The 26,779-nt window shown below is 32.3% G+C and carries 27 protein-coding genes; 17 read left to right on the forward strand and 10 right to left on the reverse strand.

Annotation, left to right across the window (positions count from 1 at the left end; all coding sequences use genetic code 11):
• Positions 1 to 22: 22 nt before the first annotated feature.
• The 5 genes from dnaK to WDZ41_04785 all read right to left on the reverse strand — a co-directional run bounded on the left by dnaK (position 23) and on the right by WDZ41_04785 (position 6,045).
• The gene (dnaK, locus tag WDZ41_04765) at positions 23 to 1,921 is read right to left on the reverse strand and encodes a molecular chaperone DnaK (GenBank protein MEX0940645.1); all 1,899 of its coding nucleotides are present in this window, start codon (positions 1,919 to 1,921) and stop codon (positions 23 to 25) included.
• 209 nt (positions 1,922 to 2,130) lie between these two features.
• Positions 2,131 to 2,670, reverse strand: a complete 540-nt coding sequence (locus WDZ41_04770) for a hypothetical protein (protein MEX0940646.1) — start codon at positions 2,668 to 2,670, stop codon at positions 2,131 to 2,133.
• The gene (locus WDZ41_04775) at positions 2,667 to 3,233 is read right to left on the reverse strand and encodes a hypothetical protein (protein MEX0940647.1); all 567 of its coding nucleotides are present in this window, start codon (positions 3,231 to 3,233) and stop codon (positions 2,667 to 2,669) included. The genes WDZ41_04770 and WDZ41_04775 overlap by 4 nt, the downstream gene beginning before the upstream one ends.
• A 155-nt stretch (positions 3,234 to 3,388) precedes the next feature.
• Positions 3,389 to 3,958, reverse strand: coding sequence for a hypothetical protein (locus tag WDZ41_04780; protein MEX0940648.1), 570 nt, complete (start codon positions 3,956 to 3,958; stop codon positions 3,389 to 3,391).
• 659 nt (positions 3,959 to 4,617) lie between these two features.
• Positions 4,618 to 6,045, reverse strand: coding sequence for an oligosaccharide flippase family protein (locus WDZ41_04785; protein ID MEX0940649.1), 1,428 nt, complete (start codon positions 6,043 to 6,045; stop codon positions 4,618 to 4,620).
• A gap of 271 nt (positions 6,046 to 6,316) precedes the next feature.
• Between WDZ41_04785 and WDZ41_04790 the strand changes: the two genes are divergently transcribed.
• From WDZ41_04790 to WDZ41_04845, 12 genes are all read left to right on the forward strand, one after another.
• Complete coding sequence (locus WDZ41_04790) at positions 6,317 to 6,952, forward strand: CarD family transcriptional regulator (GenBank protein MEX0940650.1); 636 nt, start codon at positions 6,317 to 6,319, stop codon at positions 6,950 to 6,952.
• A 6-nt stretch (positions 6,953 to 6,958) separates the two neighbouring features.
• Complete coding sequence (gene miaA, locus WDZ41_04795; GenBank protein ID MEX0940651.1) at positions 6,959 to 7,921, forward strand: tRNA (adenosine(37)-N6)-dimethylallyltransferase MiaA; 963 nt, start codon at positions 6,959 to 6,961, stop codon at positions 7,919 to 7,921.
• Complete coding sequence (locus tag WDZ41_04800; GenBank protein MEX0940652.1) at positions 7,922 to 8,566, forward strand: hypothetical protein; 645 nt, start codon at positions 7,922 to 7,924, stop codon at positions 8,564 to 8,566.
• Positions 8,523 to 10,523 (forward strand): peptidylprolyl isomerase, encoded by a 2,001-nt coding sequence (locus tag WDZ41_04805; protein MEX0940653.1) that lies wholly within the window; start codon positions 8,523 to 8,525, stop codon positions 10,521 to 10,523. Before WDZ41_04800 ends, WDZ41_04805 begins: the two co-directional genes overlap by 44 nt.
• A 23-nt stretch (positions 10,524 to 10,546) precedes the next feature.
• On the forward strand, positions 10,547 to 11,578 hold the full coding sequence (gene recA, locus WDZ41_04810; GenBank protein MEX0940654.1) for a recombinase RecA: 1,032 nt from the start codon (positions 10,547 to 10,549) through the stop codon (positions 11,576 to 11,578).
• 26 nt (positions 11,579 to 11,604) lie between these two features.
• Positions 11,605 to 12,150 carry a translation initiation factor IF-3 gene (gene infC / locus WDZ41_04815; protein MEX0940655.1) on the forward strand — a complete coding sequence of 182 codons (546 nt, stop codon included), beginning with the start codon at positions 11,605 to 11,607 and terminating at the stop codon, positions 12,148 to 12,150.
• Positions 12,151 to 12,163: 13 nt separating this feature from the next.
• The gene (gene rpmI, locus WDZ41_04820; protein ID MEX0940656.1) at positions 12,164 to 12,358 is read left to right on the forward strand and encodes a 50S ribosomal protein L35; all 195 of its coding nucleotides are present in this window, start codon (positions 12,164 to 12,166) and stop codon (positions 12,356 to 12,358) included.
• Positions 12,359 to 12,390: 32 nt separating this feature from the next.
• Entirely contained in the window at positions 12,391 to 12,747 is a 357-nt protein-coding gene (gene rplT / locus WDZ41_04825; GenBank protein ID MEX0940657.1) for a 50S ribosomal protein L20, read from the forward strand.
• 69 nt (positions 12,748 to 12,816) lie between these two features.
• Positions 12,817 to 13,065 carry a hypothetical protein gene (locus WDZ41_04830; GenBank protein MEX0940658.1) on the forward strand — a complete coding sequence of 83 codons (249 nt, stop codon included), beginning with the start codon at positions 12,817 to 12,819 and terminating at the stop codon, positions 13,063 to 13,065.
• 5 nt (positions 13,066 to 13,070) lie between these two features.
• The gene (locus WDZ41_04835) at positions 13,071 to 13,361 is read left to right on the forward strand and encodes a cell division protein ZapA (protein ID MEX0940659.1); all 291 of its coding nucleotides are present in this window, start codon (positions 13,071 to 13,073) and stop codon (positions 13,359 to 13,361) included.
• Positions 13,362 to 13,575: 214 nt separating this feature from the next.
• The gene (gene rny, locus WDZ41_04840) at positions 13,576 to 15,144 is read left to right on the forward strand and encodes a ribonuclease Y (GenBank protein MEX0940660.1); all 1,569 of its coding nucleotides are present in this window, start codon (positions 13,576 to 13,578) and stop codon (positions 15,142 to 15,144) included.
• A gap of 2 nt (positions 15,145 to 15,146) precedes the next feature.
• Positions 15,147 to 15,974 carry a TIGR00282 family metallophosphoesterase gene (locus WDZ41_04845; GenBank protein MEX0940661.1) on the forward strand — a complete coding sequence of 276 codons (828 nt, stop codon included), beginning with the start codon at positions 15,147 to 15,149 and terminating at the stop codon, positions 15,972 to 15,974.
• Here WDZ41_04845 and WDZ41_04850 read toward each other — a convergent pair.
• Positions 15,944 to 17,149 (reverse strand): hypothetical protein, encoded by a 1,206-nt coding sequence (locus WDZ41_04850; protein MEX0940662.1) that lies wholly within the window; start codon positions 17,147 to 17,149, stop codon positions 15,944 to 15,946. The two genes, WDZ41_04845 and WDZ41_04850, sit on opposite strands and share 31 nt — an antisense overlap.
• 109 nt (positions 17,150 to 17,258) lie before the next feature.
• Between WDZ41_04850 and WDZ41_04855 the strand changes: the two genes are divergently transcribed.
• Positions 17,259 to 18,128 carry a pentapeptide repeat-containing protein gene (locus WDZ41_04855; GenBank protein ID MEX0940663.1) on the forward strand — a complete coding sequence of 290 codons (870 nt, stop codon included), beginning with the start codon at positions 17,259 to 17,261 and terminating at the stop codon, positions 18,126 to 18,128.
• 39 nt (positions 18,129 to 18,167) lie between these two features.
• Here the strand turns inward: WDZ41_04855 and WDZ41_04860 are convergent, their stop codons facing one another.
• The 3 genes from WDZ41_04860 to WDZ41_04870 all read right to left on the reverse strand — a co-directional run bounded on the left by WDZ41_04860 (position 18,168) and on the right by WDZ41_04870 (position 23,336).
• On the reverse strand, positions 18,168 to 19,271 hold the full coding sequence (locus WDZ41_04860; GenBank protein ID MEX0940664.1) for an ankyrin repeat domain-containing protein: 1,104 nt from the start codon (positions 19,269 to 19,271) through the stop codon (positions 18,168 to 18,170).
• Positions 19,272 to 19,401: 130 nt separating this feature from the next.
• On the reverse strand, positions 19,402 to 21,678 hold the full coding sequence (locus WDZ41_04865; GenBank protein ID MEX0940665.1) for an ankyrin repeat domain-containing protein: 2,277 nt from the start codon (positions 21,676 to 21,678) through the stop codon (positions 19,402 to 19,404).
• Between the two features lie 212 nt (positions 21,679 to 21,890).
• A complete protein-coding gene (locus WDZ41_04870; protein MEX0940666.1) occupies positions 21,891 to 23,336 on the reverse strand; it encodes an ankyrin repeat domain-containing protein in 1,446 nt (481 codons plus the stop codon).
• 267 nt (positions 23,337 to 23,603) lie between these two features.
• Between WDZ41_04870 and WDZ41_04875 the strand changes: the two genes are divergently transcribed.
• The 4 genes from WDZ41_04875 (at position 23,604) to WDZ41_04890 (ending at position 25,272) form a co-directional block, all read left to right on the forward strand.
• Positions 23,604 to 23,993, forward strand: coding sequence for a hypothetical protein (locus WDZ41_04875; protein MEX0940667.1), 390 nt, complete (start codon positions 23,604 to 23,606; stop codon positions 23,991 to 23,993).
• A 27-nt stretch (positions 23,994 to 24,020) separates the two neighbouring features.
• Positions 24,021 to 24,434 carry a hypothetical protein gene (locus WDZ41_04880; protein MEX0940668.1) on the forward strand — a complete coding sequence of 138 codons (414 nt, stop codon included), beginning with the start codon at positions 24,021 to 24,023 and terminating at the stop codon, positions 24,432 to 24,434.
• A gap of 9 nt (positions 24,435 to 24,443) precedes the next feature.
• Positions 24,444 to 24,875, forward strand: a complete 432-nt coding sequence (locus WDZ41_04885; protein MEX0940669.1) for a hypothetical protein — start codon at positions 24,444 to 24,446, stop codon at positions 24,873 to 24,875.
• 88 nt (positions 24,876 to 24,963) lie between these two features.
• The gene (locus WDZ41_04890; GenBank protein ID MEX0940670.1) at positions 24,964 to 25,272 is read left to right on the forward strand and encodes a hypothetical protein; all 309 of its coding nucleotides are present in this window, start codon (positions 24,964 to 24,966) and stop codon (positions 25,270 to 25,272) included.
• A gap of 153 nt (positions 25,273 to 25,425) precedes the next feature.
• On the opposite strand, the gene WDZ41_04895 is transcribed toward WDZ41_04890, so the two are convergent.
• Positions 25,426 to 26,466, reverse strand: a complete 1,041-nt coding sequence (locus WDZ41_04895; protein MEX0940671.1) for a prolyl oligopeptidase family serine peptidase — start codon at positions 26,464 to 26,466, stop codon at positions 25,426 to 25,428.
• Positions 26,467 to 26,779 lie beyond the last annotated feature (313 nt).

Here is a 26,779-nt window from a genome sequence, read left to right on the forward strand (position 1 = left end):
TCGCGCCCTCTTTGAATTATTTTTAGCTAATATCAGTATCTATAGGTCCTTGGCCGGATTTATCTTTTGATTCATCTGGTTGTTGCTCTTGAGAGGCCTGTTCTGCTCCTGGAGTGCCTGATTGTTTATATAGATTTTCTGCTACTTTATACCAGGTTTGGCTCAACTCATTAGTTGCTTTTTCAAGCTCTTCAGCATTGCTTTCATGTTCTTTTAATGCAGTTTTTGCTTTTTCAATTGCTTGTTGGACATTTTGAACGTCAGTTTCAGCTAATTTATCTTTATTTTCAGTAAGCGATTTTTCGATTTCAAGAATCGAACCATCAAGGCGATTGCGTTTTTCGATTAATTCTCGCGCTTGTTTATCTTCTTGTTCGTGTGATTTAGCTTCATTGACCATGCGATCAATTTCTTCCTTCGATAAACCGCCACCTGAAGTGATAGTAATCTGTTGTTCTTTTCCGGTTGCTTTATCTTTTGCCGATACATTTACAATACCATTTGCATCGATATCAAAAGCTACTTCAACTTGTGGAACGCCACGCGGTGCTGGTGGTAATCCTTCAAGGCGGAATTGGCCAAGCATTTTGTTATCTTTAGCAAATTCACGTTCTCCTTGAAATACTCGAATATCTACGGCAGTTTGATTATTTTCTGCAGTAGAGAATACTTGCGATTTGCGTGTAGGAATAGTGGTGTTTCTCTCAATCAATTTAGTTACAACGCCACCAAGAGTTTCGATACCTAATGAAAGAGGAGTAACATCAAGAAGTAAAACATCGGTTACTTCGCCGGCAAGTACACCACCTTGAATTGCAGCGCCAACAGAAACTACCTCGTCGGGATTTACCGATTTATTGGGCTCTTTGCCAAAAAAGTCTTTTACTAATTGCTGTACTTTTGGCATCCGGGTAGAACCGCCAACTAAAATAACTTCATCAATTTTGTCTTTTGAAATTTTTGCATCGGCCATGGCTTGTTTACATGGTTCTAGCAAACGTTTAAATAAATCTGAGCATAATGATTCAAGTTTTGATCGAGATATTTTTATATTTAAATGCTTAGGGCCAGTTGCATCAGCAGTGATATATGGCAAATTTATCTCAGTTTCTTCAATAACTGAAAGTTCTTTTTTTGCTTTTTCTGCCGCTTCTTTTAGACGCTGCAAAGCCATTTTATCATTGCGTAAGTCAATGCCTTGTTCTTTTTTGAATTCATCAACTAAATAATCGATAAGTTTTTGATCAATATCGTCACCACCTAGATGTGTATCGCCATTGGTTGACTTTACTTCAATAACGCCGTCGCTAATATCTAAGATTGAGATATCAAAGGTGCCGCCACCAAAATCGAATACGGCAATAGTTCCGCTTTTCTTTTTATCTAATCCATATGCAAGTGCTGCTGCGGTTGGCTCATTGATAATTCGTTTAACTTCTAATCCTGCAATTTTGCCTGCATCCTTAGTTGCTTGACGTTGTGCATCATTAAAATGCGCAGGGACAGTAATAACCGCTTCAGTAATTTTGCCGCCAAGGTATTCTTCTGCCGTCTGTTTAATTAAACTTAATATTGCTGCTGATATTTCTTGCGGTGAATATTCTTTGCCTTGTGCCATAATACTGATATCGCCATTTGCACGCTTAACTATTTTATATGGCATATTTTTGATTTCATTAATCATTTCATCATATTTGCGGCCAACGAAGCGTTTAGCAGAATATATGGTATTTTCTGGATTAGTGACTGCTTGGCGTTTTGCGATATGGCCTACTAGGCGTTTGCCATCTTTAGTGAATGCAACGATTGAGGGAATAGTATTTGTGCCTTCTTTGCTCAGGATAACTTTTGAATTGCCACCTTCCATAAAAGACACAACTGAGTTTGTTGTCCCCAAATCGATGCCAATAATTTTTTTCATGAATATCCTTTCTGGACTGCTACGATGATAGATGTTACTATCTTAATTAATTTATCTTTATTTATTATATAAATGTAATGTCAGAAAATGTCAAGCAAAATTGTAAATTATTTGAGTGAGATACGCTCAGATTTCTAGTTTGATGTAACTAAAACTTTGAAAAAAAATTGAACCACTAGCCGGTTTTTAGCAATAATATTGTGTGAATTTTATTGTTGTTTTTTTAACTCAATATTTATCTTTGATTGTTCAAGATTTTTACCTGCCAAAGTTATTGATAATTCTATATAATAAACGAACTGTGGAGTCAATTTTTTTTGATATCTTTTGCCTGCGAAAGATAAATTAACTACTAACAGCGGAAAATATACCTGAACCATTTCAATGTTTGATGATAAAGGATATTCTTTTTCAGAATTAGTGTTAACGAATTTAACTTCGTGCGTCAAGCCATAATTCAGAATGACGTACTCTTCTTCTCTTTCTCCAACTTTTATCACTTTACCACGGCGATCGAGGCCCCATTCTGGAACCTTGGATTTTCTTTTTGATTCGCCAGTTTTTTTTAGTTTACCAAGGTCAATATCTTCTAGAGTTTTTCCCGCAGATACATTATATTGCTTTTGGCCAATATGCAATATAAAGTTTTGACCAGTTTTGTTTTCTATTTTTGCAATTTTTACCGCTTGGCCGAAGCATAGTTGTGATGCGCATGCTAATATGAGCAGTGCAATTGATTTTAACTTCATTTTATTTCCTTAATTTGCGTATGGACACTAATTTTTGAATTTTTAAGTTTTGCACCTTCTAGAATGAGTGTTATGTCGTGGTAATCTTGATAGTTATTAGATGATGTTTTAAGTGATTTTCTATCCTGTTTAAATGCTTGCGTAGAAGGAACTTCTTTCTTTCGATGATCTGGGCGATAGTACTCTGGGATAGTAATAGTTATTGCGCGCGCAAGGACTGCGTCAGGAAATAATTGTTTATCAGGATATTTGTCTACTATGAAAAATAATCGATATGTTTCTTTTGATGTAAAATTAAAGATCTTAATTTCTTGTGCTAAAGAATATTTGACTGCTTGGCGATACGTGCTAAGTACTTTCATTGGGAGATTTATATTTTCCTGAGATTCTTCTGGTGGTAAAGGAAATAGTTTATCACCAACATGCAATGTAAAAGTTTGATCAGTTTTATTTTCTATTTTTGCAATTTTTGCTTTTGGTATCGTAAACTCAACTTGGCCAAAACTTAATTGCGATGAGATTGTTAGTATGGTAGTAATGAGCTTTATTTTAAAATTCTTCATAATATATATACCCTTTTTTATTTAGCAAATAAATAATGCCATTTCCTTTATTTATGATTATGCCATTATTTACGGCATAATCTGAATAGATTGCTTCGTTTTTATTTTTCGATTAAAAAATGATTATTTTATTTTGCTTCTTCTATTTTGGGTTCTTATTCACTAGAAAGTCCATTTGTAGTGATTCCGGCTGAAATATCTATTTCTGAATTTTCGAGATTTTCTCCGAACAAACGAAGATCTATGACATAATGATCGTCTATTTTATAAAAATCGGTAACCTTGGAAATTTTTAGTTTATGAATAAAGGTATCGCTGACAATAGTTTGGCCTCCTTTTGCCAATGATGCATTTACCTGTAAATTTGCTAAGCCAAATTTAATAGATTTGCTTACTCCTAAACCCAATAGATATCTTTGATTAGTTTTAGGATTTGAAATTTGAAAAATTTTTGCTAAATCATAATAAGTTTTATATTGTCCAGGAAAATCTTTCAAGATTTTTAAATCGAGATATATATTTTTTTCTAGCCTTTTTCCTGCTTTAATATCATATGTTGTGTTACCAACTCTAAGCATTAAGTCCTGATTTGTATTATTTTCTAAATTTTGAATGCTAGCGGATGGTGTGATTGGCATTCGCGTTGTAGGTGGTGCCTGGCCAAAACTCAATTGCGATGAGATTGTTAATATGGCAGTAAAGAGCTTTATTCTAAAATCCTTCATAATATCTCCTTTTTTATTTAGCAAATAAATAATGCTATTTTCTTTATTTATGATTATACCATGATTTACGGTATAATCTGAATAGATTGCTTCGTTTTTATTTTTCGATTAAAAATGATTACTTTTAATTATTAATAATTTCCCCCTAAACTAGGCTTTTTTGGTTGTTTTATTTCATTGAAATATACAAATTATCTTAGTGTGGTTTGCTCATATTTCTTAATGCAGCTACCTTTAGATATTCATAATGAATGGAACAATGTCGCATAATTCCATAGCTAATGTCAAAAAACAGCTTGGCCTTTTTAGATATTTGTTAGAATAATTATTTTAGGCGGCTACGCGCGTATGCGGCGCAGGGACACTCCACTCCGTCTTCACCCATCACCCCATACGCGCTATCATTTTTTATGATGAATTAAGTTTTATTACGAGCATAATCGACTTTTATTGGGGTGCTGGTCTTGACTACGTGCATACTACGAAGTTAATGCTCTCGAAGTTATACAAAGAAGAAAAGACATGGGGGGAGGAAATGAAGAGTAAAGAAATAAAGAGTAAGAGTATACAAAGATTATAAGACAGTATAAGAATAAATAAAAGTTAAGAGTAAGGAAAAGACAAACAAGAAAAGAAAAATAAGTAAGGAAATAAGGAATTTAATAATTCATTACTACTCTTAAGAACCATATGGAAAAACTATGAGCTAGAGGAACCTTTGTGGTGATGAAATAAAAAATAAAAACAAGTAAACTTGTTCTTATTGCGATAGGAATAACATCCTGCAATTTACTGGTAAAATGATACGTGCGATAAACGGTATAATACATTATTAATAAACTAACCAATCGTACGATACTCACGAGCGCAATAGTTTCTATAAAACCAATTAACGCTCTCTTATTAAACCATAATATAAAAAAGAACATAATTGCATAAGTAATATAAACAGCCATTAAAAAGCGATACGATCGTTCTACTTCAAGCAGTCGCTCATAAGCCAGCAACATAATTTCTAAAAGGTAACTTCCTGTAATGATACAAAATAATTTGATAATCACATGGTCGTTTATATGATTCATAATAAAATACGCAAACAATATAAATAAACCAAAAAATGGAAAGCAGAGCGAAGCAACCTTCGTCGTTAATTTTTCGAAGGCAATCTCCATAAGTTTTGTCTTGTTAGGCAAAGTATATATGTGAGCAAGGAGTGAAGTATCGCTCGTACCAATAGTTTTTATAATTATACGCTGAAATACTAATGCACCATCATTGGCAATTTTATACATACCAGCCATTTCTGGGCCCATATTATAGGTAATAATCGGAATCATAAAATTACGTTCAGACAAACTTCTTAATGCCGTATTTATCCACATCACTGCTGAATGGATTACAAACTGTTTACTTAAAAGCTTTGAAGGGATAGGAACTTCTGTTTGTGGCATTATTTGTTTATATAAATGTGGCAACCGAAATAATGAAAAAATTATAGTTGCGAGACTTGCGCCTATTTTATTAGTGATAATACTATTTAAAAGGGCGTTGCCGCTATAGTAATGGATCGCTATGAAACTGCTCAATGTTTCTATCATAAGAAAAAATGCATTGATACTATTAAATTGTTTTTGCCAAAAATGTGCATGAAAGATAAGACGTAATATGGCCAAGATCCCTTCAGCAGCAAAAAGCATTGATATGCTAATAGCAGAAATGTGCATATTTATGCTTAGGTTTAGGAGTGCTCCCGAATAATTGGTTGCAATGTTTAATATTGGTATCATTATTATAATTAAACAAGTTTGGGTAAGTAGGATGGCAATTATAAAATTCTGATGAGCGGTTTTATTTTTTGCAAACTCAGGAATATAGCGAGGGACTGATTTTCTGAAACCAAAATCTATCCATAACAAGATAAGAAAGATGATACTATTAATATTTGCCCATGCGGCAAATTCTGTTGAGGTAAGAGTGCGATATAATATAAAAGTTAAAAATGTATAACTAATTTTTTGTGCGATATAAAAAAAACCGTTCCAATTAATACTGGTATTAAATTGGTAAAAAATTTGTTGCGTATTCATGTTGTTTAGTGTAGTTCAATTGACCAAGAAGTATAGTCGATAGATTTTTGCTTTTTAATATTTCTTGTTCATCATATAAAAATATTTTATTGCAAAATTATCAAACAGGATAACATTGTGATGGTAAATTAAAATAAGCATAAATTCGGTTCGTCTTGGCAAGTTTCAATTATTGGGGCTTGAACATTGAGTGTTTTATTTTTGTTTTTAAAAAAAGCAAAAATATTGGCAATTTTTATTTGGCCGAACAGGAAATGTTTTTCATATTATTATGTTTATAAATTACAAAGTTTTTGACATTATGTTATACTTAAATGGTACAGGTAAAAGTTCTGTTGATGTAGGTTGTCATGGGCTTAAAAAAAAGGAATTCCCTATGTTCAATCTTGGTGATAGAGTTGTTTACCCTGGGCATGGTGTCGCACACATTAATCAGGTTATTAAAAAAGTAATTGGTGGACAAGTAACAACATTTTATGAATTAAAATTTATCAACAAAGATATGACTATTTTAATACCAACAACCGGTTCCTCTACGATCGGTGTACGACCGCTTAGCTCAAGCGATAGTATTAACGATATTTTCTCTTTTCTTGCACAATCAGTGAAAAAAATTAAATCTTCTGAAGTTATCATTAATTGGAAGCAGCGAAATAAAGAGTACCAATCAAAACTGCGGACCGGCAAGCTTAAAGATATTTCAGAAATTTATCGTGAATTAAAACATATTGAACAATACAAGGAACTTTCATTTTGCGAAAAAAGTTTACTGCAGCAAACCGAATCACTACTAGTTGAAGAGATAGCTTTAGTAAAAAAATTTGGACCAGAAAAAGCAGTCGAATATCTCAGATCAATTTTTAATCCTCATCAAGGAGCTTCAATGGTTATGCAGAAAGCTTTGTAATAATTCATGGGAAAAAAAATACTGGTAATATATGGACCAACCGGCGTTGGCAAAAGTGATTTTGCATTAAAGTTAGCACGCTTAATGAATGGAGAAATTATTAATGCTGACGTTGGTCAATTTTATACGCCACTTTCTATTGGTACTGCAAAACCTGCATGGCAAAGCAGCGATGTGCCTCATTATTTATTTGATATTATTGATAAGCCAAGAAATATTACTGTTACCGAATATCGTTCTTTAGTGCATGGTCTCATTTTAAAAATATGGGACAGAAATGCATTGCCAATTATAGTGGGCGGCAGTACTTTTTATATCAATTCTCTTTTTTTTCCGCCACAAAGCGAAGCATTAGAAAATAAGAATATGAGTTCATTTGATCAATATAGCGATAAGCAATTGTGGGAGATGCTCAAAAAAATAGATCCACAACGCGCTTCAGAAATCCATCCCCATGATACCTATCGCATTAAGCGTGCACTTACCATTTGGGAACAAACTAATATAAAGCCTTCAGAATATAAACCGCAGTATGAACCACTTGCACCATATTTTCTTTTATTTTTAAACCGAGAACGTTTTGAACTTTATAATCGAATTAATGAACGAGTAAAACAAATGATTCAGGTTGGTTGGATAGAAGAAGTAGCCGCACTAGAAGGTACCGAATGGGAATCATTTTTACAACATAAAAAAATTATTGGCTATGATGATATTCTTTATTATCTTGCGCAAAAAAATAATCATGCAAGTATAAATACACTTATTGCAACGATTGCACAAAAAACACGCAATTATGCCAAAAGACAAATAACTTTTTGGCAGATGCTTAAACGCAAATTAACCCCTTTAGCAAAACAAGAATATAATGTAAAAATTAAATCTTTGTGTTTGACAAATAATGAACAAGAGGAAAAATATATACTGATGATGCAAGAAATAAAACAGTGGTTTTTTAAGGATGCATAAATGAATAAATATGATAAAACAAGTTGTCATTGCAATGATAACGATATTATGCTTGTAAATCGCATTCAAGCAAGTAGATTGGTTACCCTTTTAATTGGGTGCTTTTTCGGTATATTCATGACCGGTTATTTTTTTGGAAAACGAAAAGCAATGGAGCAGATAAATACTAATTTACAACAAGATTTGCTTGCTAACCAATGTAATATGATCTTGCCTGAAATATTAAACCCTAAGCCTTCATTAACACAAAAGGATAATGGTGCTGATATTATTGTGCCGACGATTGCACAAAGCCAGCCTGAAAAAGAAAACGAAGAGACAATCCCAATGGAATCTTCTCAGTATTATCAGGCGAAACTTATTGGATTCGGTACACAAAAAGCAGCACAACAATTTGTTGATAGATTGCAAAAAAGAGGAATTACCACTACCATAGTAAAACGAATAAGTAAAAATATACAAAGATTGGGAAATAATCGAACCATACAGTGGTATCAAGTAGTAACAAAACCGATAGCAAGTAAAGATCAGCTAGAAAAGTTGGTTGATCATATAAAAACAGTTGAAAAAATTCATGATGTTCAGATGGTAAAGGTAGAAAATGATATCAATGAGAGAAAAAATACTCAAAAGCAAGCTCTATAAAGCACTATTGTGGATGATTTTATTATCAATGGGCGGTGGCGCATTGCTCGTTTCCCCATTATTTTATAAACGAGATCGGGTTGCACCTTCAACAATTGTATTGGTTAATGATCAAGATATTACCATAAAAGAATTTGAGCAGAAACTAATGCAGGAGATGGAGCGTATCGCATTGCTTAAACAACAATATGGCGAATATGCTGATACTTTATTAAGTTTGCTCGGCCTTGAAAATCCCCGTGCAATAGCACTACAAACACTTCTTTATGAAGAGCTTTTAAATCAAGTAGCTGATAAGTTAAATATACGACTTTTTTCAGATTTTGTTATGCAAAAATTACAAGACCCATCAGCTTTATTTAGCGAATTGCGCGATATTGTACCTATGCAAGCAATTACCAAACAAGGAGCCATTGATTTTACGGCATTAAAAATAATCTTACAGCGCCAAGGTCAATCATTGGCAGATTTTGAGCGGCGTATTGAAGAAGCTTTGCAAAGAAAAATGGTGACTGATTTAGTTAGTCTTTCTGCTTATATAAGCCCAGAAGAAATACGTGAGTACTTCCAAGATCATTATTTGAAGCGGAAATATAGTGTATTACATTTTCCTTTTGAGCAATTTTTAGCACAAGCAAGAAAAGAACAACCATCAGACCAAAAGTTAGAAGCATTTTTTAAAGAACAAAATAAATTAAATAAAAAATATTGGATTCCAGAAAAAAGAAGTGCTGAAATCTGGACATTTAATCCAGAATCATATGGCTTAAAAATTCAAGATAAGGAAATTGAAGAATATTATAAACAAAATAAACAGAAAAAATTTCTCGAAAATCCAGTACAAGTAAATGTACGGAATATTTTATTAAAAGCTGATGAAACAACAATGGATGCCGTTCATGCAAAAGCACAAAAAATAAAAGAAGAGCTGGAAAAAAACCCTGAGCAGTTTGAAAAACTAGTAAAAGAATATTCTCAAGACGAAAAAGCAGTAACTAAAGGTGGGGAAACTGGTTATTTTAAGCGTGGAGATAAGAATCCTGTTTTTGAACGCGCTGCATTCCGTCTTAAAAATAATGGTGATATTTCTGACCTAGTTAGAACGCAAGAAGGTATAGAAATTCTACAACGAATAGATCGCAAGCCAGCTACTTACAAATCACTTGAATCAGTTAAAAATGAAATTCAACGAATTTTATTAGAAAGAAAGTTTAAAAATAAATTTGCTCAAGATGTACAACGAGTGGTCGATCAAAGCAAAAATAATTTAGCAGCAGTTGAAAAATTTGTTAAAAGCAAGCAAGGAGTAAAAGACATAATCAAAGAAAAAACACTTGATGAATCTTCTTTAGCACAAAAATTATTTAAAACAAAAAAAGATAATTGGGCTTTCTTTATAAATAAAGAAGGCAATGGAGTTCTATTAAAGGTACTTGAAATACAAAAAACATTTGAGCCGGAGTTATCAATAGTAAAAAACAAAGTTTTAGAAGATTTCTATCAAAAGCAAGCACAAGAAATGCTTAAGATTGCTATGGAAAATGCTAAAAAAGTATCAAAAAATCAATCATTAAAACAAATAAAAGATCAATATAATGCCGAATTAATAGAAGTAGATTGGCTTAAAAAAGATGATACAGAACAATTGCAGGCTCTTGAGAAAAAGGGAATTCCTGCAAATCAATTATTTTTTGCCGATGGTACTATTAAAAAAGGCAGCATAACATCTACTTACGCCAATAATGATGGCTATCTTGCTAAGATTGAAGCTATCGAAGAATTTAATAAAACATTATTTGAAGAAAAACAGAATGAAATCATCAAAAACCTTTATCAGGATAAAAAAGAACTAACAACTCGGGGTTTTGTTGCGTCTTTATTTAAAAATGCTAAAATTAAATTCATTGAAGAACAACCGCAAACGGAGCAAATTCCGCTTGACGATTTAATTGGATAAACATAATACACTGAAAGCATCGCATGACTAATAAAACCGATCAGGACAATTTAGCCAAGAAAAAAATGCTCGAGGTTACTTTTGCACAAATTGATAAGCAACATGGAAAAGGCCTTGTAATGTTTCTTGGCGATTCAAGGAATACGCAGGTAGAATCAATTTCTAGTGGTTCTATACTTATTGACCACGCAATTGGTATCGGCGGATTTCCTCGAGGTAGAATTATTGAAATATATGGCCCAGAAGCTTCTGGAAAAACTACATTAGCGATGCATGCCGTTGCGCAAGCACAACAACGGGGTGGAATTTGTGCCTATATTGATGCAGAACATGCATTGGATACCACGTATGCAGGCAATTTAGGTATAAAGATTGACGATCTTATTATCTCTCAGCCTGATTATGGGGAACAAGCACTTGATATTGCTGAAATGCTCGTACGATCTGGTACGGTTGATATTATTGTAATTGATTCTGTTGCTGCTTTGGTTCCAAAGGCTGAACTTGAAGGTGACATGGGCGACGTTCATGTAGGTTTACAGGCACGTCTTATGTCTCAAGCTTTGCGTAAATTGACTCCAGTGGTCCATAAATCAAAAACAGTGCTAATTTTTATAAATCAGATTCGTCACAATATTAATTCAATGCCGTTTGCCAATAAAGAGACTACGACTGGTGGCAATGCCTTGAAATTTTATGCCTCATTACGTCTTGATGTGCGTAGGATTGCTAGTCTAAAAAAGGCAGATGTCCATTTTGGTAATCGTATTGCGGTTAAAGTAGTAAAGAACAAAATGGCACCCCCATTTAAGCGCGTTGAATTGGACTTATTATTCAGCGAAGGTATATCAAAAGAGCTTGACCTTTTAGACGCAGCATTGCATTATAATATTATTACGCAGTCTGGTTCTTGGTTTGCGCTTGGTAACCAAAAAATAGCACAGGGTCGTGAGCAAGCTTTAAGCTATCTAAAAGAGCAAAAAGATGTTGCTCTCCAGATTATTGAGAATATAAAAGAAAAAGCAGCACTGCATAAAAAACAGGAATCAAAATAACTTTTTAATAAAGGGTAGTTATTACTTTGAATCAGAAAAATGAAAAAAGCTTACCAATAAATGAGCAGATTAGGGCATCAAAAATACAAGTTATTACTCCAGATGGTGAAAATATTGGTGTTATTTCTCGTGAAGAAGCACTTAAAATGGCCCGTAATGCCGATCTAGATTTAGTTATAGTAGCTGATCGAGGGAAAGATGCGGTACCTATAGCTAAAATTATTGATTTTGGCAAAGTACTCTATGCCAAAAAGAAAAAACTGTCTGAGGCTAAAAAGCATCAAAAAACGGTACAGGTAAAAGAGATTAAGTTGCGTCCTAAGATTGGTGAGCATGACTTCCACACTAAGCTTAAACAGGCTATCCAGTTCCTAAACGAAGGAAAACATGTTAAGATGACATTAGTTTTTCGTGGTCGTGAAATGGCAACCGTCAGGGAACGGGGTAATGAAATGTTTGACCGAATTGATCAAACATTTCGAGATTTTGGCTTAACCAATCTAGCACATGAAAAAGATTCTAGAGCGGGAACGCAATGGTCTCGAGTTTATACATTAAAAACAATGAAATAGTAAGTGAGCTCTTATGCCAAAAATGAAAACGCACTCCGGTGCTGATAAACGATTTAAAAAATTAAAAAGTGGATTAGTTAAATTTTCACATGCATTTCGTCGTCACTTGTTAACTAAAAAGACAAGTAAACGCAAAAGACAACTTCGTCGTCCTGGCTATATAGCAGCATGTGATATGAATCATTTTAGAGTTTATTTACCTAATTAAACTGGCAATATTATTGAACAAAAGGCATTGATATGACAAGAATCAAACGTGGTGTAATCACCAAAAAACGACACAAAAAGGTTTTAAAAGAAACTAAAGGGTTTTGGGGTCAACGCAAAAATGTTTTTAAGCGTGCACACGAAACTTTAATGCGTGCAATGGCATTTGCTTTTAAGGGACGTAAGTTAAAAAAACGAGATATGCGTGGCTTATTTATTGCGCGAATTAGTGCGGCAACTAAGCAACATAATATGTCGTATAGCACGTTTATTTGTGGTCTTAAAAAAGCTGACATTACATTGAACAGAAAAATGTTAAGTCAGTTGGCAATATATGAGCCAGCAGCAATTTCTCAACTTGTGGCGCTTGCACAACAAACAGCTTCTTGACTCTTGTTTATATAATTCATTAAGCTGGGTGTTAATGAAAGATAATAATAAGAAAAAAAGGGGGAGATAATGGAAACATTAAGTGCCTTACAAGATAAAATAGAAAAACTTATTGCATTAGTAAAAGAACTAAAAGTAGAAAATGATGTGTTGGCAAAAGAGAATAAACAGTTAGCAAAAAAAGTAGAATCGATATCTTCTACCGCACAAATAAATGAAACTGATTTAAAAGAACTCAATGAAGAAAAAAACCGAGCAAAAATGGTAGTAGAAGATCTTATTAAAAATATTGATTCATTTATAAGCATTGAACAATAATTATCATGGTAAATGAAGCAAAAAAATACTCAGTAACAATACTGGGTAATTCATATACTATTCGTAGTGATGAATCTGAAGAACATATTTTACAATCGGCTGTTTTAATAGAATCTTATATCAAAGAAATAACAAGCAAAACGCGTTCTATTGAGCAAAAAACTGTAATTATTTTGGTTGCATTACAATTAGCAAGTAAGTTTCTCAATATGGAAAAAGCATATCTAGAGATGCTGCAAGGCCAAGAAAATTTATCATTGCTCATTGAACGGGCGCTGCATTCAGAGATTCAGTAAGTTTTTGAACGGGCGCTGCATTCAGAGATTCAGTAAGTTTTTTTTCCTTTCTATTTCTTTCTTATCGCGGGCACTAATATGTGTTCATTATCTCATTTTCCTAATATATAATTAAATTTTATACACCACATTTCGTATAATTATGGTATTATGAATTTAGAATGATGTTATTAAAAACGATATGTTACAATTAGAAAGAATTATAGGTATAAACATGGCAAACATGATGCTGTCTGAAATATTTAGCATTGTGGGAACTGTGAGTGTTGTGCTGGGTATATTATTATTACTCTATGCACGCAAGAAACTCGTTGCAGCCTCGCAATTGCTTGCAGAATCGAATCAGAAATGGAAAAATGTAAAACGTGATATTGAAAATGAACGTCGTGAAGCGCTTTTAAAGCTTAAAGATGAAATACACAAGCGTAGAAATGAGTTTGAACTTGAAATTAAGCGCGAACGCCTTGAATTAGAGCGCTTTCAAAATAAAATTAATTCTAAGTATGAAAATCTAGAAAAAAAAGAACAAAGGCTTGAAGAAGTAGGCCAAGAATTACAACAGCGTGAACGCCAAATTTCACGTACCAGCGATAAATTACGGGTCAATGAGCAGAAAATAAAATCATTATACAATGAACTTATTGCAAAACTTGAAAATATAAGTGGTATGTCACGCGAAGAAGCCCGCAAAGAATTAGCCGAAACACTTGAAGCAGAAGTGCGTTTAGCCAGTGAAAAGTGGGTACAAAAAGTAGAAGAGGAAACTCGTCAAACTGCTAAAGAAAAAGCAACTCAAATTGTAGTAACCTCAATGCAGCGTTACATAGCTGATCAAGTAGCTTCTCATTCTTCCGGCATTATTCAGTTGCCAAACGAAGAAATGAAGGGAAGGATTATCGGTAAAGAAGGCCGAAATATTAAAGCACTTGAAATGGCTACTGGCATGGAATTTGTTATTGGTGATGTGCCAGAAATTATCACTATTTCAGGTTTTAACCCCATTCGAAGAGAAATCGCACGTCGCGCTTTGGAAAAATTAATTGCCGATGGTCGTATTAATCCATCTCGTATTGAAGAAACAGTGGCACAATGCGAAAAAGAATTAGAAGAGATGGTAGAAGAATTTGGTAAAGATGTAGTACTTGAACTCAATTTGCAGGGTTTACATCCAGAACTCATAACTCTACTTGGTAAACTTTATTTCCGTACTAGTTTTTCACAAAATGTGCTTGCTCATAGTAAGGAAGTGGGTATTTTTTCTCGAATGATTGCAGAAGAGCTTGGTCTTGATGGTCATTTAGCACTACGCGCCGGATTATTACATGATATCGGCAAAGCGGTAAGCGCTGAAGTAGAAGGACCTCATGCATTAATCGGTGGTGATATTGCAAAGCGATGTGGAGAAGATCCAATTGTTGTTAATGCAATTGCGGCCCATCATGAAGAAGTGCCATTTAATTCAATTTACAGTTTAATTGTGATGATTGCCGATACTATTTCAGCTTCTAGACCAGGTGCTCGCAGAGAAACCTTATCTACTTATATTAAACGTTTAGAGAAATTAGAAGAAATAGCAACATCCTTTGATGGCGTAAAAAAATCATTTGCGCTACAAGCAGGACGCGAAGTTCGCATCATTGTTGAAGAAGATTATCTTGATGATGAAAAAGCGGCAATGCTTGCACGAGATATTGCACGAAAAATTGAAAAGGAAATGTCATTTCCTGGACAAATTAAGGTAAATGTAATTCGAGAAAAACGTTCAATTGAATATGCTAGGTAATAATGAAAACTGTACGAATTTTATGTTTAGGTGATATTGTTGGTGCACCAGGACGCGCTGTTTTTCAAAAACATATTAAGCATCTAAAAGAAAAATATGCCATTGATGGTGTTATTGTAAATGGTGAAAATAGCGCGCGCGGGCGTGGCATTACTTCAAGAATTGTAAAGTTTTATCGGCATAATGGTGTGGATGTGATTACAACTGGGAATCACATTTGGCATTATCGTGAAATTTATGAATATCTTAATAGTCATCAAGATCTCTTACGCCCTGAAAATTATCCGAGTAGTTGTCCAGGCACGGGCGTTACAACCTTTCATTGCAATGGGGTAACGATAGGGGTATTGAATTTACAAGGTCGTGTTTTTATGCGCGATCATGTAAGTTGTCCGTTTCGTGCGGCTGAATCAGTGTTGAGTTATTTAAAATCAAAAACGAATATCATTATTGTAGATTTTCATGCGGAAGCTACTTCAGAAAAAATGGGTATGGGCTTTTTTTTAGATGGAAAAGTTAGTGCCGTAGTTGGTACGCATACGCATGTACAAACAACAGATAACCGTATTTTGCCCAAAGGTACTGCGTTTATGAGTGATCTTGGCATGGCTGGTGCGTTGAATTCTATGATTGGTATGAAAAAAGAACCAATTATTCAAAATTTTTTAACACAAATGCCGGTTAAATTTACGGTGGAATGGCAAGGCCCTATGGTATTATCCGGTGCATGGATTGAAATAGATGCTGATTCAGGAAAAGCAATTAAAATTGAGCGTGTTCGTATTGTTGATGAAGAAATTCAAATCGATGGCAATGAAGATACTGAGTAAATTTGTTTTTTTAATTTATATGATTGCATAATCAATAGTATTTTAAGACTTAATATACCAGCTATAACTGGCGGTGCCCACCAATATTTCCGAAACCAGTCTTTCCAAGAAAGATCTGAATTTAATTCATATTGTTCCACTATATTTGGTAACTCATGAGCGAGCATGTCAATAGTATTGAGAATTTCTTCTAATGGAAGATGATCTATTTTTTGATAAAGTGTATTAATTTGTTGTAAAAGTTCTGGTGAAATAATTTTTTTTGTGTTTGAAAAGCCGAAAAATATATTTTTATACAAAATAAAGATTAATTTAATTGATTCTTGTATAAATGCTGGATCTTCCAAAAATTTATATTGCTTAATATCATTACATAATATTAATAATGGATGTATTGAATGCTGTATTTCCATTGATCCAATACATTCTTGTATTCGTTTATGATGGAACACATCTAATTTATTATTATTATATTCAAGCAATAGATTCCGTAATTCTTTTTTTTCTATATGTTTCATTAGATAATCAAGAGATGGATTTAACCGTTGCAAATAATAAAATCGTTGTGCAATTGCTTCTGTAAAATTAGATTTTATTTTTTGTAAATAAAAAGGAGAAGATTTGTACGTAGATATCTCATTGATTTCATCCACTTTTTCAATAAAGTTATCAATAAAATCTAATCGCTCTAAGCTCGAGACATTAAGCCCTTTTTCATACAATATTTCTATATCAGTTGGCTGTTTAGGCATTATATGCAAAAAAAGTTTTTTTGAAATAATTAAAATCAGCTTAGTAAAATCATCAAGAAAAATTTCGTCTTCCAAAAATTTATAATTTTTAAAATCATGCCAAGTTATGATAATTGGTTCTAAGCTTTTGGTTTGATTCATTTTGGCAACTGATTCTTTAATAAGAACGTGTTTAAAAAGATTAATATCATCAATATGAGTTATATATTCAAGTTTAATGCAACCGTGTATTTTATTTTTTAATGTAGTTATAAAGTTGACCGTTTTTTCAAGACGCGCGACAAAGTAATAACGCCGATAAATAAGTTCCGTAAAAAATGATATCGCAAATGATTTATCTATATTTTCTTTTACAACCGTATTTAAAAAAAATGGAGGAAATAGCAAAAAATATAAAGAAAAAATTATAAAATAAAATTTCACAATTGTACCCTTATTAAGGCTTTTTTCTTACGTACATTGCAATGATACTGAAACATGATTTATATTACCTATAGTTTGATAATTTTTGATGAAAAAAGAGAGGTTTACTATGTTTAAACGATTTAAAAAATATTTAGCGTGGGCCAACTTATTGAAGGGTCCAGCCAGTATGGAAGGGACTAATTTAAGTGGGAATGATTTAAAAAATGCCTATCTTGCTTGGGGAAAATTTAAAGATGCAAATCTAACTGGTACTTGTTTGATTGGTGCTGACCTACAACATGCGGATTTACGCAATGCCAATTTAACTGATGCAGATTTACGCAGTGCTAAACTAGATTATGCAGATTTAACCAATGCAACATTGAGCCGTACCTTAATGGAAAAAGCAAGCTTAAAAAAAGCAAAATTAGAAAATGTGCGCATCAAAGAAGCAGATATGCAACAAGTAGATTTAAAAGGCGCCTTAATTAAAAATGCTCATATTAATTATGTAAATCTCTCGAGAGCGAATTTTCATGAAGCAACAATAGAAGGTTCTATCTGTGAAAATCTTATTCTAGAAAATGCGACGCTACAAAAATTAAATTTATCAGGTGCTTGTTTTGCCGGATCAAATTTAAAAAATACATTATTTCAGCATGCGAATCTACAAAATGCTGATTTAAGTAAAACCGATCTTACTAATGCTAATCTTAATAATGCAAATTTGCAGGGTGCCAATCTTACACAAGCAAATCTAACCAGTGCAAGTTTACGTAATGCTAATTTAGAAGATGCTAATCTATATTTGGCTAATCTTTCTAAAGCCGATTTAGTTGACGCGAATCTGACTAATACAAACCTTGAAGGAGCTAATTTATTTGATGCGGATCTATTTAAAGCAAAAATAGAAAAAACAAATTTTAAACAAGCACAGTTTTGCCGTACAAAAGATGAAAAAGGATTTACAAAAAATGATGATTGTCCGAAAGAATAAGCCGTCCATTAAATGAACGGCTTTAATAAAATTTTGAGTTTATTTATTTATTATTATCAGTTCGTCATCAAAAGATAATAATAAATCTCGGATACTATCATATTTATGATCTAATGCCTCAAAAAATGGTGAATTACAAAATTGGTTTTTATAAGAAAGTACTTTTTGCGTGATTCCTAAAGATTTAGCCTCTTGTAATAAAAATTCTACTGCTTCTTTTCGTTTATTTATTACTGCTTTTGTAAGAGGGATTTGGCTATGTATATTTTCTGTTAAAAGAAGTACTTTTTTTTCTTCTTGCGTTTTAATATTAAATAAATATTTGAGTGTTTTTATATCGTTATTAGTTGCGCATTTATCTATTAAATCTTCTGGTCTACGACAATCATATAGCTCATAAGCTTCTAATAATTCTTTTAAATCATCATTTTCAGTATAATCTTTAGCTTTTTTACCGTGTTTATCTTCGGTTTTAAGATTTGCACCTTTTTCTATCAAAAATTCTATAATTGGTAATTTATTTTGAATATTCTTCAGTTGCATGATGCGGGTGAGTACCGTAAAACCTTCTTCATCCGGCTCATTTGGATTAGCAAAATATTTCAAAAGTAATGCCAATCGTGCAATATCTTCTTTATGATTCGCTTCCTTATATATTTTTACAAAGTGTCGTAAAAAACGTTCTTTGTTTTGAGCACCGTTTTGAAGCAACAGTTCAGCACATTCTAATTTATTATAATGAAGAGCTCGAAAAAGTGCTGGTAATTTTTTAGTAGGATCAACTAAATTGATAATATGTTTGCGTTTAAGTTGATTGATCTTTGGGTAGGTAACAATATTTTGAACAATATTGGTGTTACCTTTTTTTGCCGCAATCATTAATAAAGTTAAATTTTTTGCATCTGATAGATTTGATTTATCAGTTAAAGAAAATAATTTTTCAATTTCTTCATTATCAAAGTCTTCAAAAGAAATAATATTGTTCTCTAGGGCATTTATTATTGGATTAAATTGTATACTATCATGTTTTAAATCATATTGAATCGATTGAATGAGGAGAGGCGAATTTTTTTTTGATATTTCCATTGCAGAAATTGAAGCCATACAAAAAAATGAAATGCCTGAAAGTAGATACTTGTTCATGGAATAATCCTTTTTGTTAATAATTTTTTTAGAATGAGATTATCTTAAAAGGAATATCGCAAAAAGGCAAATAAAAAAGTTCCGCGTAGTATTAATGCGGAACTTTTTTATTTTTTTGATAAAGAAAAAATTATACACGAAGTTTATTGTATAATGTTCGTAATTGATTAGAAAGATTGGTTATTGAATTATGGAGAGCTTGATAATTAACGGGTGTTGGCGCTGGAGCAGGGGCAGGTTCTAAGATCTTTACGGTATCTGTTAATCCTCTCTCTTGTGCATAATCAAGAGCGGTTTTACCCTCATTATTTTGAATTGATGGGTCCGCACCTTTATCAAGAAGTGTTTTTACAAGCTGAGCAATTTGATTATCAGGTATTACTAAAGAATTTACTACAACTATTAAAGGAGTATCTCCAGTTGCAGGATTTTTTTCATTAGGATTACCGCCATAGTCTAATAATGTTTTAAATGCTTCAAATTGATTGTAATATGCTGCTCTCCATAATGCTGATACTTGCCTAGGTAAACCTAATTCGGGGGCTTTTGATGGCTTACTTATATATTCTTGCAAGTTTGGATATCCACTATCTTGCAAATCCTGTAAAATAAATTTTACGATATTATTATGCCCATTGCGTGCTGCAAGCATTAATGGAGTACGATCGAAATTATCAGTAGCTTCTACCAAAGCTTTTTTTGCATTCAGTGGTTTATTTTGCAAAAGTTGTTTTACTTTATCTAGATTTCCAATAGCAGCTGCATTTAATAGTTCTTTTTTTTCATCAACAGGTGCTTTTTTTAAAATTTTATCAAGTTTTTGTTGTACTTCTTGAGACAGTGGTGCATTGATTCCCCATTTACGTTTTAAATCTAATATTTTATTTATAAGCAGCTTACGAGAAATTCCTTCTGAAAGTTTTTCAATGGCATTTAATAATGCTTCGGTAAATTCATTACGTATTTTTTTGCTGAAATAACCGGCAAATTGAATTTGATCTAAAAGGCCTAAATTATTTATTGTTGTATTAGTAAAAATTTCTTTTTTAAGTAATTTATTTGGATCCTGAATATAAGGAAGTACTATTTGTTGATAAACTTTATCAGTCTCGTTTTTCAAAATTGATTCATCGGCAGGATTTTCAACTTTTCGTTCTAATGCACCGAGATATATATAATGTATAGTTCTTAAAACAGGAAAATTTTCAATTTGCGGTAAGGTATTTTCTATAAAAGCATCAATTTTTTCAATAAATTCTTTTTTATTTTGCTCGTTTTCTAAATTTAACTTATTGTATTCAATGAAAAGTGCTTTTGCATTACTGAGAATAAGCGGAAATTGATTTATTTTTTGTGGTATATAATTTTCAAAAATGTTCTTATAAAATTCATTAGCTAAATTATAAGCACTTTCTCCTTGGTTGTTTTGGATTAATGGATTAGCACCTTTTCTTAAAAGCAAAGAAATTACTTGGCTCTTAATTGCTTCATTAGGATTATTTAGAGCATGTATTAGAGGCGTATCTCCTATGGGATCTTGAATGTTTGTGTTTGCACCAACTTCAAGGAGTAGTTTGATTTTGTTAATATCATTTAGATCTTTTGCATACCGAACCAAATGACTTATGAGCGGCGTATCTGTATGATTTGTTGTATTTGGATTGGCATCATTTTTCAATAAAATTTCCATTGTTTCCTGATCAGCGAATCTAGCTGCTCTCCATAATGCCGAAACTTGTTTTCCTTGAGCTGCATCTTTTCGATTAATATATTCTTTGAGTTCTAAATATTTATTTATCTTTATATCGTTTAATAAAGCTTCGACAATATCTTTATGGTTATTACGCGCTGCAATCATTAATGCTGTTTTTCCTTCTTGATCGACTATATTTAAAAGTTCTTTTTTTTGATCATTTGAAGAAGCAGTTAAAATATTTATAATTTCTTGTATTTTCCCTGCCTCAATTAACAAAAGCCATCCTTTTTTTATCTCTTGAAATATTTTGGTTTTATTGCTTTCCAGGGAATTAGCGATTTCCTTATAATTATTTTGCCTTGCAACTTCTATAGGGTTTAAACCGGTATTATTTTTTTTATTTAAAAGCTTTAATTTTTCTTCTGCAGATAAAATTTCTGCTCTTTGCAAAAGGAATTGAACAATTTCCGAATTGCCTTTGCTTGCCGCAATATGTAATGCCGTATCACCTTCTGTATTGGTAGCAAAAAGTAGTTCTTCTGTTTGCTGTCCGGATTTTTCTCTAAATGCGGCTTGGGCATTGAGCCTACTATTATTTTTTGCTGCATCAAATAATAAATTAATATCTTTTTGCGATACTTGTGAGAAAAGATTATTTAATGTAAAAAAAGAAACAAAAATCATTATTTGTGCTAGAAATTGTTTTTTCACTTTTTTCCTTTTTTTATCGAGATAATTTTTACTTAAACTTACATTAATGAATTTTTCTGCAGGAAGACAAGATTTTAAATTTTAATAGTTAAGAATGCTTTCTCATATATTAAGCTTGCTTTGCCAACCTGTTTTTTGTAGAGCTAAAAAACCTGTGGCGCAAGATAAAAAAACCCTGGCTTACCGCCAGGGTTTTTTTATCTTGCAAAGTTTTATGCTTGCAATTTATTGTACAATAATGTGAGTTGATTAGAAAGATTGGTTATTGAGTTATAAAGAGCTTGATAATTAACGGGTGTTGGCGCTGGAGCAGGAGCTGGCTTTAAGATATTTGCGGTATCTGTTAATCCTCTCTCTTGTGCATAATCAAGAGCGGTTTTATCTTCATTATTTTGAATTAATGGGTCCGCACCTTTATCAAGAAGTATTTTTGCAATTTCTGCGATATTTTTGTCTGTATTGGTAGTAAGTACTACTCTTATTAGGGGTGTATTGCCATCGTTATTTGTTATATTAGGATTAGCACCAGCATTTAATAAAAATTTAAAGCCATTAAAATTAGCTGCCAATAGATGTAGAGGCGTATCACCATCTTTATTTTTAAAATTAATATCTGCGCCCATTGCTATTAATTTGTTTGTAATAACATCTTTTTCGCGCAGTAGTGCAGGAAATAAAGCAATCAATCCACTATTGTCTGGAGTATTAACAATTGTTTGTTTAGCATTTTTATCTGCGATTTTATCTACAGCATCTAAAATAGTATTTATGATTTGAGAATAGAGTTCATCAGAAGCATAAGTCAAAACCTTACGTAATCCAGTTTGTCCATTATCATTTTGCCAAGATAATACTTCTATAAGTTTAGCCTGATCATTTTTTACCGCATCAAGAATTTCATTAACTTTAGTTAAATCATTATTTTCAATTGCTTTGAACCATTCATCTTTTTTAATTTTTTCAGTTGGAGTATATTTTTCTAAAAGAGCTTTAGTGTTAGCTAGGCCTCTCTCTTGCGCATAATCAAAGGCAGTTTTTTCAGAATTATCTTTAATTAAAGGATCAGCTTTTCCTTCCTCAAGAAGATATCCTACTATACCTGTAATTGCAGGAGCAGGTTTGCCTGACAGGATAGCTTTCATAAGAGGAGTTTGGCCAGCATCATTTTCAATATTAGGATTAGCATTGTTTGTTATTAAAAAATTAACGTTGTTAAAATTTAGTTTCCCCGCATATTGGTGTAATAGCGTATCTCCATTCTCATATTGCAAATTAAGATCTGTATCCTTTAACTCGTTAAATAAACTGTTATTCTCCAAAGCATAATATAAAGCAGTATAGCTATTGACATTCCGTGCATTAATAATATTTTTTTTTGTATCTTCGTTTGTTATTAGTTTTATAGCATCTAAAATAGTATTGGCTATATTAATCTTTTTTTGCTGTAAGGCAGCTATTAATCCAGTTTGTTCCTCAGTATCCTGCCAAGATAATACTTCTATAAGATTAGCCTGATCTGTTTTTACCGCATTAAGTATGTTGTTAATTTTAGTTAAATCATTATCTTCAATTGCTTTGAACCATTCCTCCTGAGTCACAGCCGAAGAAATATTTGCAGTACATAAAAAGAAAGTCAGTATGAGATATTTTTTTTGCATATGATTTTCCTCTTTTTCAATACGCTAGTTATCTTTTTAACCATACTGTAATGAATTTTTTTTTAGAGAAACAAGAGTTTAAGTTTTAAGCATAAAGAAATAAGTCATAGAGCCAACTTTTTTTAACATGATCGTCAGCAGGTGAAGGAAACCCTGCATATTAAATTTTGGGACAATAAGATTTTATAGCAAAATCAATTGATTTTTATATCTATTTTATATTAGAATTAAGGTTGTGCGGGTTGAAAGTATTAAAGGAGAAAAAAAATGATGAAAAAATATCAAAACCTTTTATTTACAGCTTTTTTTGGACTTTCTAGTTTATTTTTATTTAAAGAATCATTCGCTTTAGAGAAGGTACGATTAAGTACTATTACCAATAAAACCCAAGAAGACTTAAGGGTTACTATAGATTCTCTATATGGTTTTAGTAGCAAATCTTACAAAAGAGGACTCAGCCCAACTGGTACTACAAATAGTTCTTTTCAGGTTGATCTGCAATCTGTAGCGCCTCGTTATATAAGCAAAAAAATGGAAGTAAAAACCCTATCAGGGAAGCATATAGCAAGCAAATATGGCGTAATAGCAGGGCGAGATTATGAAATTGTTGAATTAGAGAATGGTTCTATAGAAATTCGTGAACAAAAAACAAAATAAGATTATGAAGTAGAAAAAAGGAAATTTATGAAAGTAAGTCGTTTATTGATGTTTGTGTTAGCAGTTAGTTTATTTGCATATTATGAGATACAAGGACTTTACATTCAACAAGCACCAATTAAACAAGCGGGTGCAGAAAGTATTATTACTAATAAAACACCACAAAAGCTTACTGTTTCAATTGAATATCAAACATATGGACCTGATGATTGTCTAATTACCAAAAATAATGATTATTCGCTTCAGAGCGGTGAGCGATTGAGCGCTAATCTGCAACCAATTCGCTTGCGAGGAGGTTATATTCTTAGAAAGTCTATTAAGATTTATTGTGATACCGCCAAAAAAAATCTAGCAACACAAAAGGGCAATCTTCTATCAGGCAAAAATTACGATATCATTGATGATGTACGGGGCTTTCCACAAATTCAACTTGGAAGATAGGATAAGCTTATGAAAAATAAGTTATTACTATGCATAGCAATATACAATCTGCTTACTTTTAATATGTATACTCAAGTGCCTCCAGTGTACGAAGCAGATGTGGCCATGGAAACTAAATTGCTCAATGTTACCGCAACCAACAAAACGGATTATGATATAGAAATTATAGTTTTCTATCAAAAAAGATGTGATGATGCTGGATATGTTCCTGCAGGTCAAATGACGTATACCATTGCACCACATCAATCGAATGATGCAATTCTTATTAGGAATGGTATATGGAATCAATGTAATTGGAAAAGCAATTTACAGGTAACTTTTAGCGAAAATGGCCAGCCAGCAAAAGTAATAACTAAAGACAATGTTGAATCGTTTAATTTTATTTTGTTGCCATCGTTCGAAATTACTAAAGATTTCAAGATGCCTGAAATTCTGCAATAAAATGCATCAAGAAAAACTATTTAGCTCCTATATAATTTGTTAATATGGAGCAATCATGATATAATAATTCTTATAGAAAAGGGCTTATGTGAGATATTATATATTAATTTTTTTACTATTTACCATATCTAGTTTTTCTTACGGACAAAGCATTGCTAAAGAAAAAGCAGAAGAGCTTTATAGCAAGATTGAAAACTTTATAAAAACATTGCCGGCTGATTTACAAAAACAGCTTACTGATCCTTGCGATGCAATCAAAGTTTTGTTGCATTATCTTTCAACCATCGATAAACCATTATCAGAAAAACAAAAAAGACAAACTTTAGCGCTTATTGGTCTTTTAAAAGAATTACAGAAACATGAATTGTGTGCAAAAAATCTGAGACCAAATAAGTAACCTCATTTAGCCTCAGATCTTGATACGAGTAACCGCTAAATAACCCGAAGGTTTTTAGACTTATATCACGCGTTCAAGAATTTTTGATATTCTTTCTATCTAATCTCAGTGTATAATAATAAAACCCTTAAAAACAAGGGTTTTTATGTTTTTTTATTCGTTTGTTGCTTGTTCGAGCTCCCGATTTAATGTTGATAATAAATCATCATCTTCTTCATTTTCATCAGTATTATTTTCATCCAATTGATTTCTTTTTCTCAGGCGTTGTGCTACTTCTTCAACAGAAGGCTGACAAATACTTAATAATTGTTGACCTCGTACCGCTAATTCTGGATTATGTGGAAGACCGTATTTTTTGTAAAAAGCATGAACTGCATATAAATATGCATCGCCATCTGGCCCATTAATTAATTTACCATGTGCGCCTGAAGCAAGCTCAACCAAATACACATTTTCATGGCCAGCTTGTTTTAGTTTTATATATAATCGACGAGAACTTTTAATAGGCACCACTTTATCTTTTTTTGAATGAACGAACATAACTGGTATTGTATGAGGGACTTTTTCAATAGTATGTAAAGGGAAAGTGCCCTGTGGATTTATGCTTGGAAAATGTTTTTGGCAAATTTTGTAACCAATTTTTTCTGAAAATGGCACCCAGGATACGCAATAACGATCAAGTAAATGTCGAACTATTGAGGACAGTGAATCAAATGGAGATTCTAAAATGAGCGCTTTTACATAATCAGGCTGTTCTTGCGCTACATAATTTATAATAGTAGCCGATCCACGAGAGATGCCAGTAAGAACCATATCGAAATTCGGTAATTCTACTTTTGTTTTTTGACATGCGAGAGCTAATCGATTAGTATCTTCATCTTGCCCAAGATTTACTTTTTTGCGAAAATATTCATTATCATCATTCTTCGCGTCAGCAAAATTGAATAATACCAATGGTTCATTAATAAGCCATCGATCATTGAAACGCAAAGAATTATCTTCATTTTTATCAATAATACGAGAAAATAAAGTAATTCCTTGGTTTTGTGTAGCGCCTAAACCGTGCGCAAATAGATAAGCGGTAGAATGTTCTGGTTCACGAAATTGCCGAATATTAAAGTTAAATTCACCTTCATTCAGTTGGTCTGCGGTAAGATATGATGAAAAAAATAATAAGACATAAAACCACAACATAACGTCCTCCCCCTTGATTTTTGATATAACATTATTCTCTATTTTAAATTCTATTCTTTGAAGAGATCAATAGTTTTAGTGAACAAACAAATCCAAGTAGAAAATACGGCGTTTTTAGATTAGGTTGTTATGAAAATTGTAGAGGTATTGTTTTTTATGATTTTTATGATCAAATTCTTTTTGAATGAAGGTGTTATAATTTGTATAAATTTTAATTTATAAATTATTATCAATTATTTTCTATAAAAATTAACGCTTTTTTTTATGTAAAAGTTATACATTTTTAGTTGACAATGCATAGAAAAAAAGGAAT

The sequence above is a fragment of the Candidatus Babeliales bacterium genome (genome assembly GCA_040879965.1).
Taxonomy (GTDB): Bacteria; Babelota; Babeliae; order Babelales; family JACPOV01; genus JBBDJI01.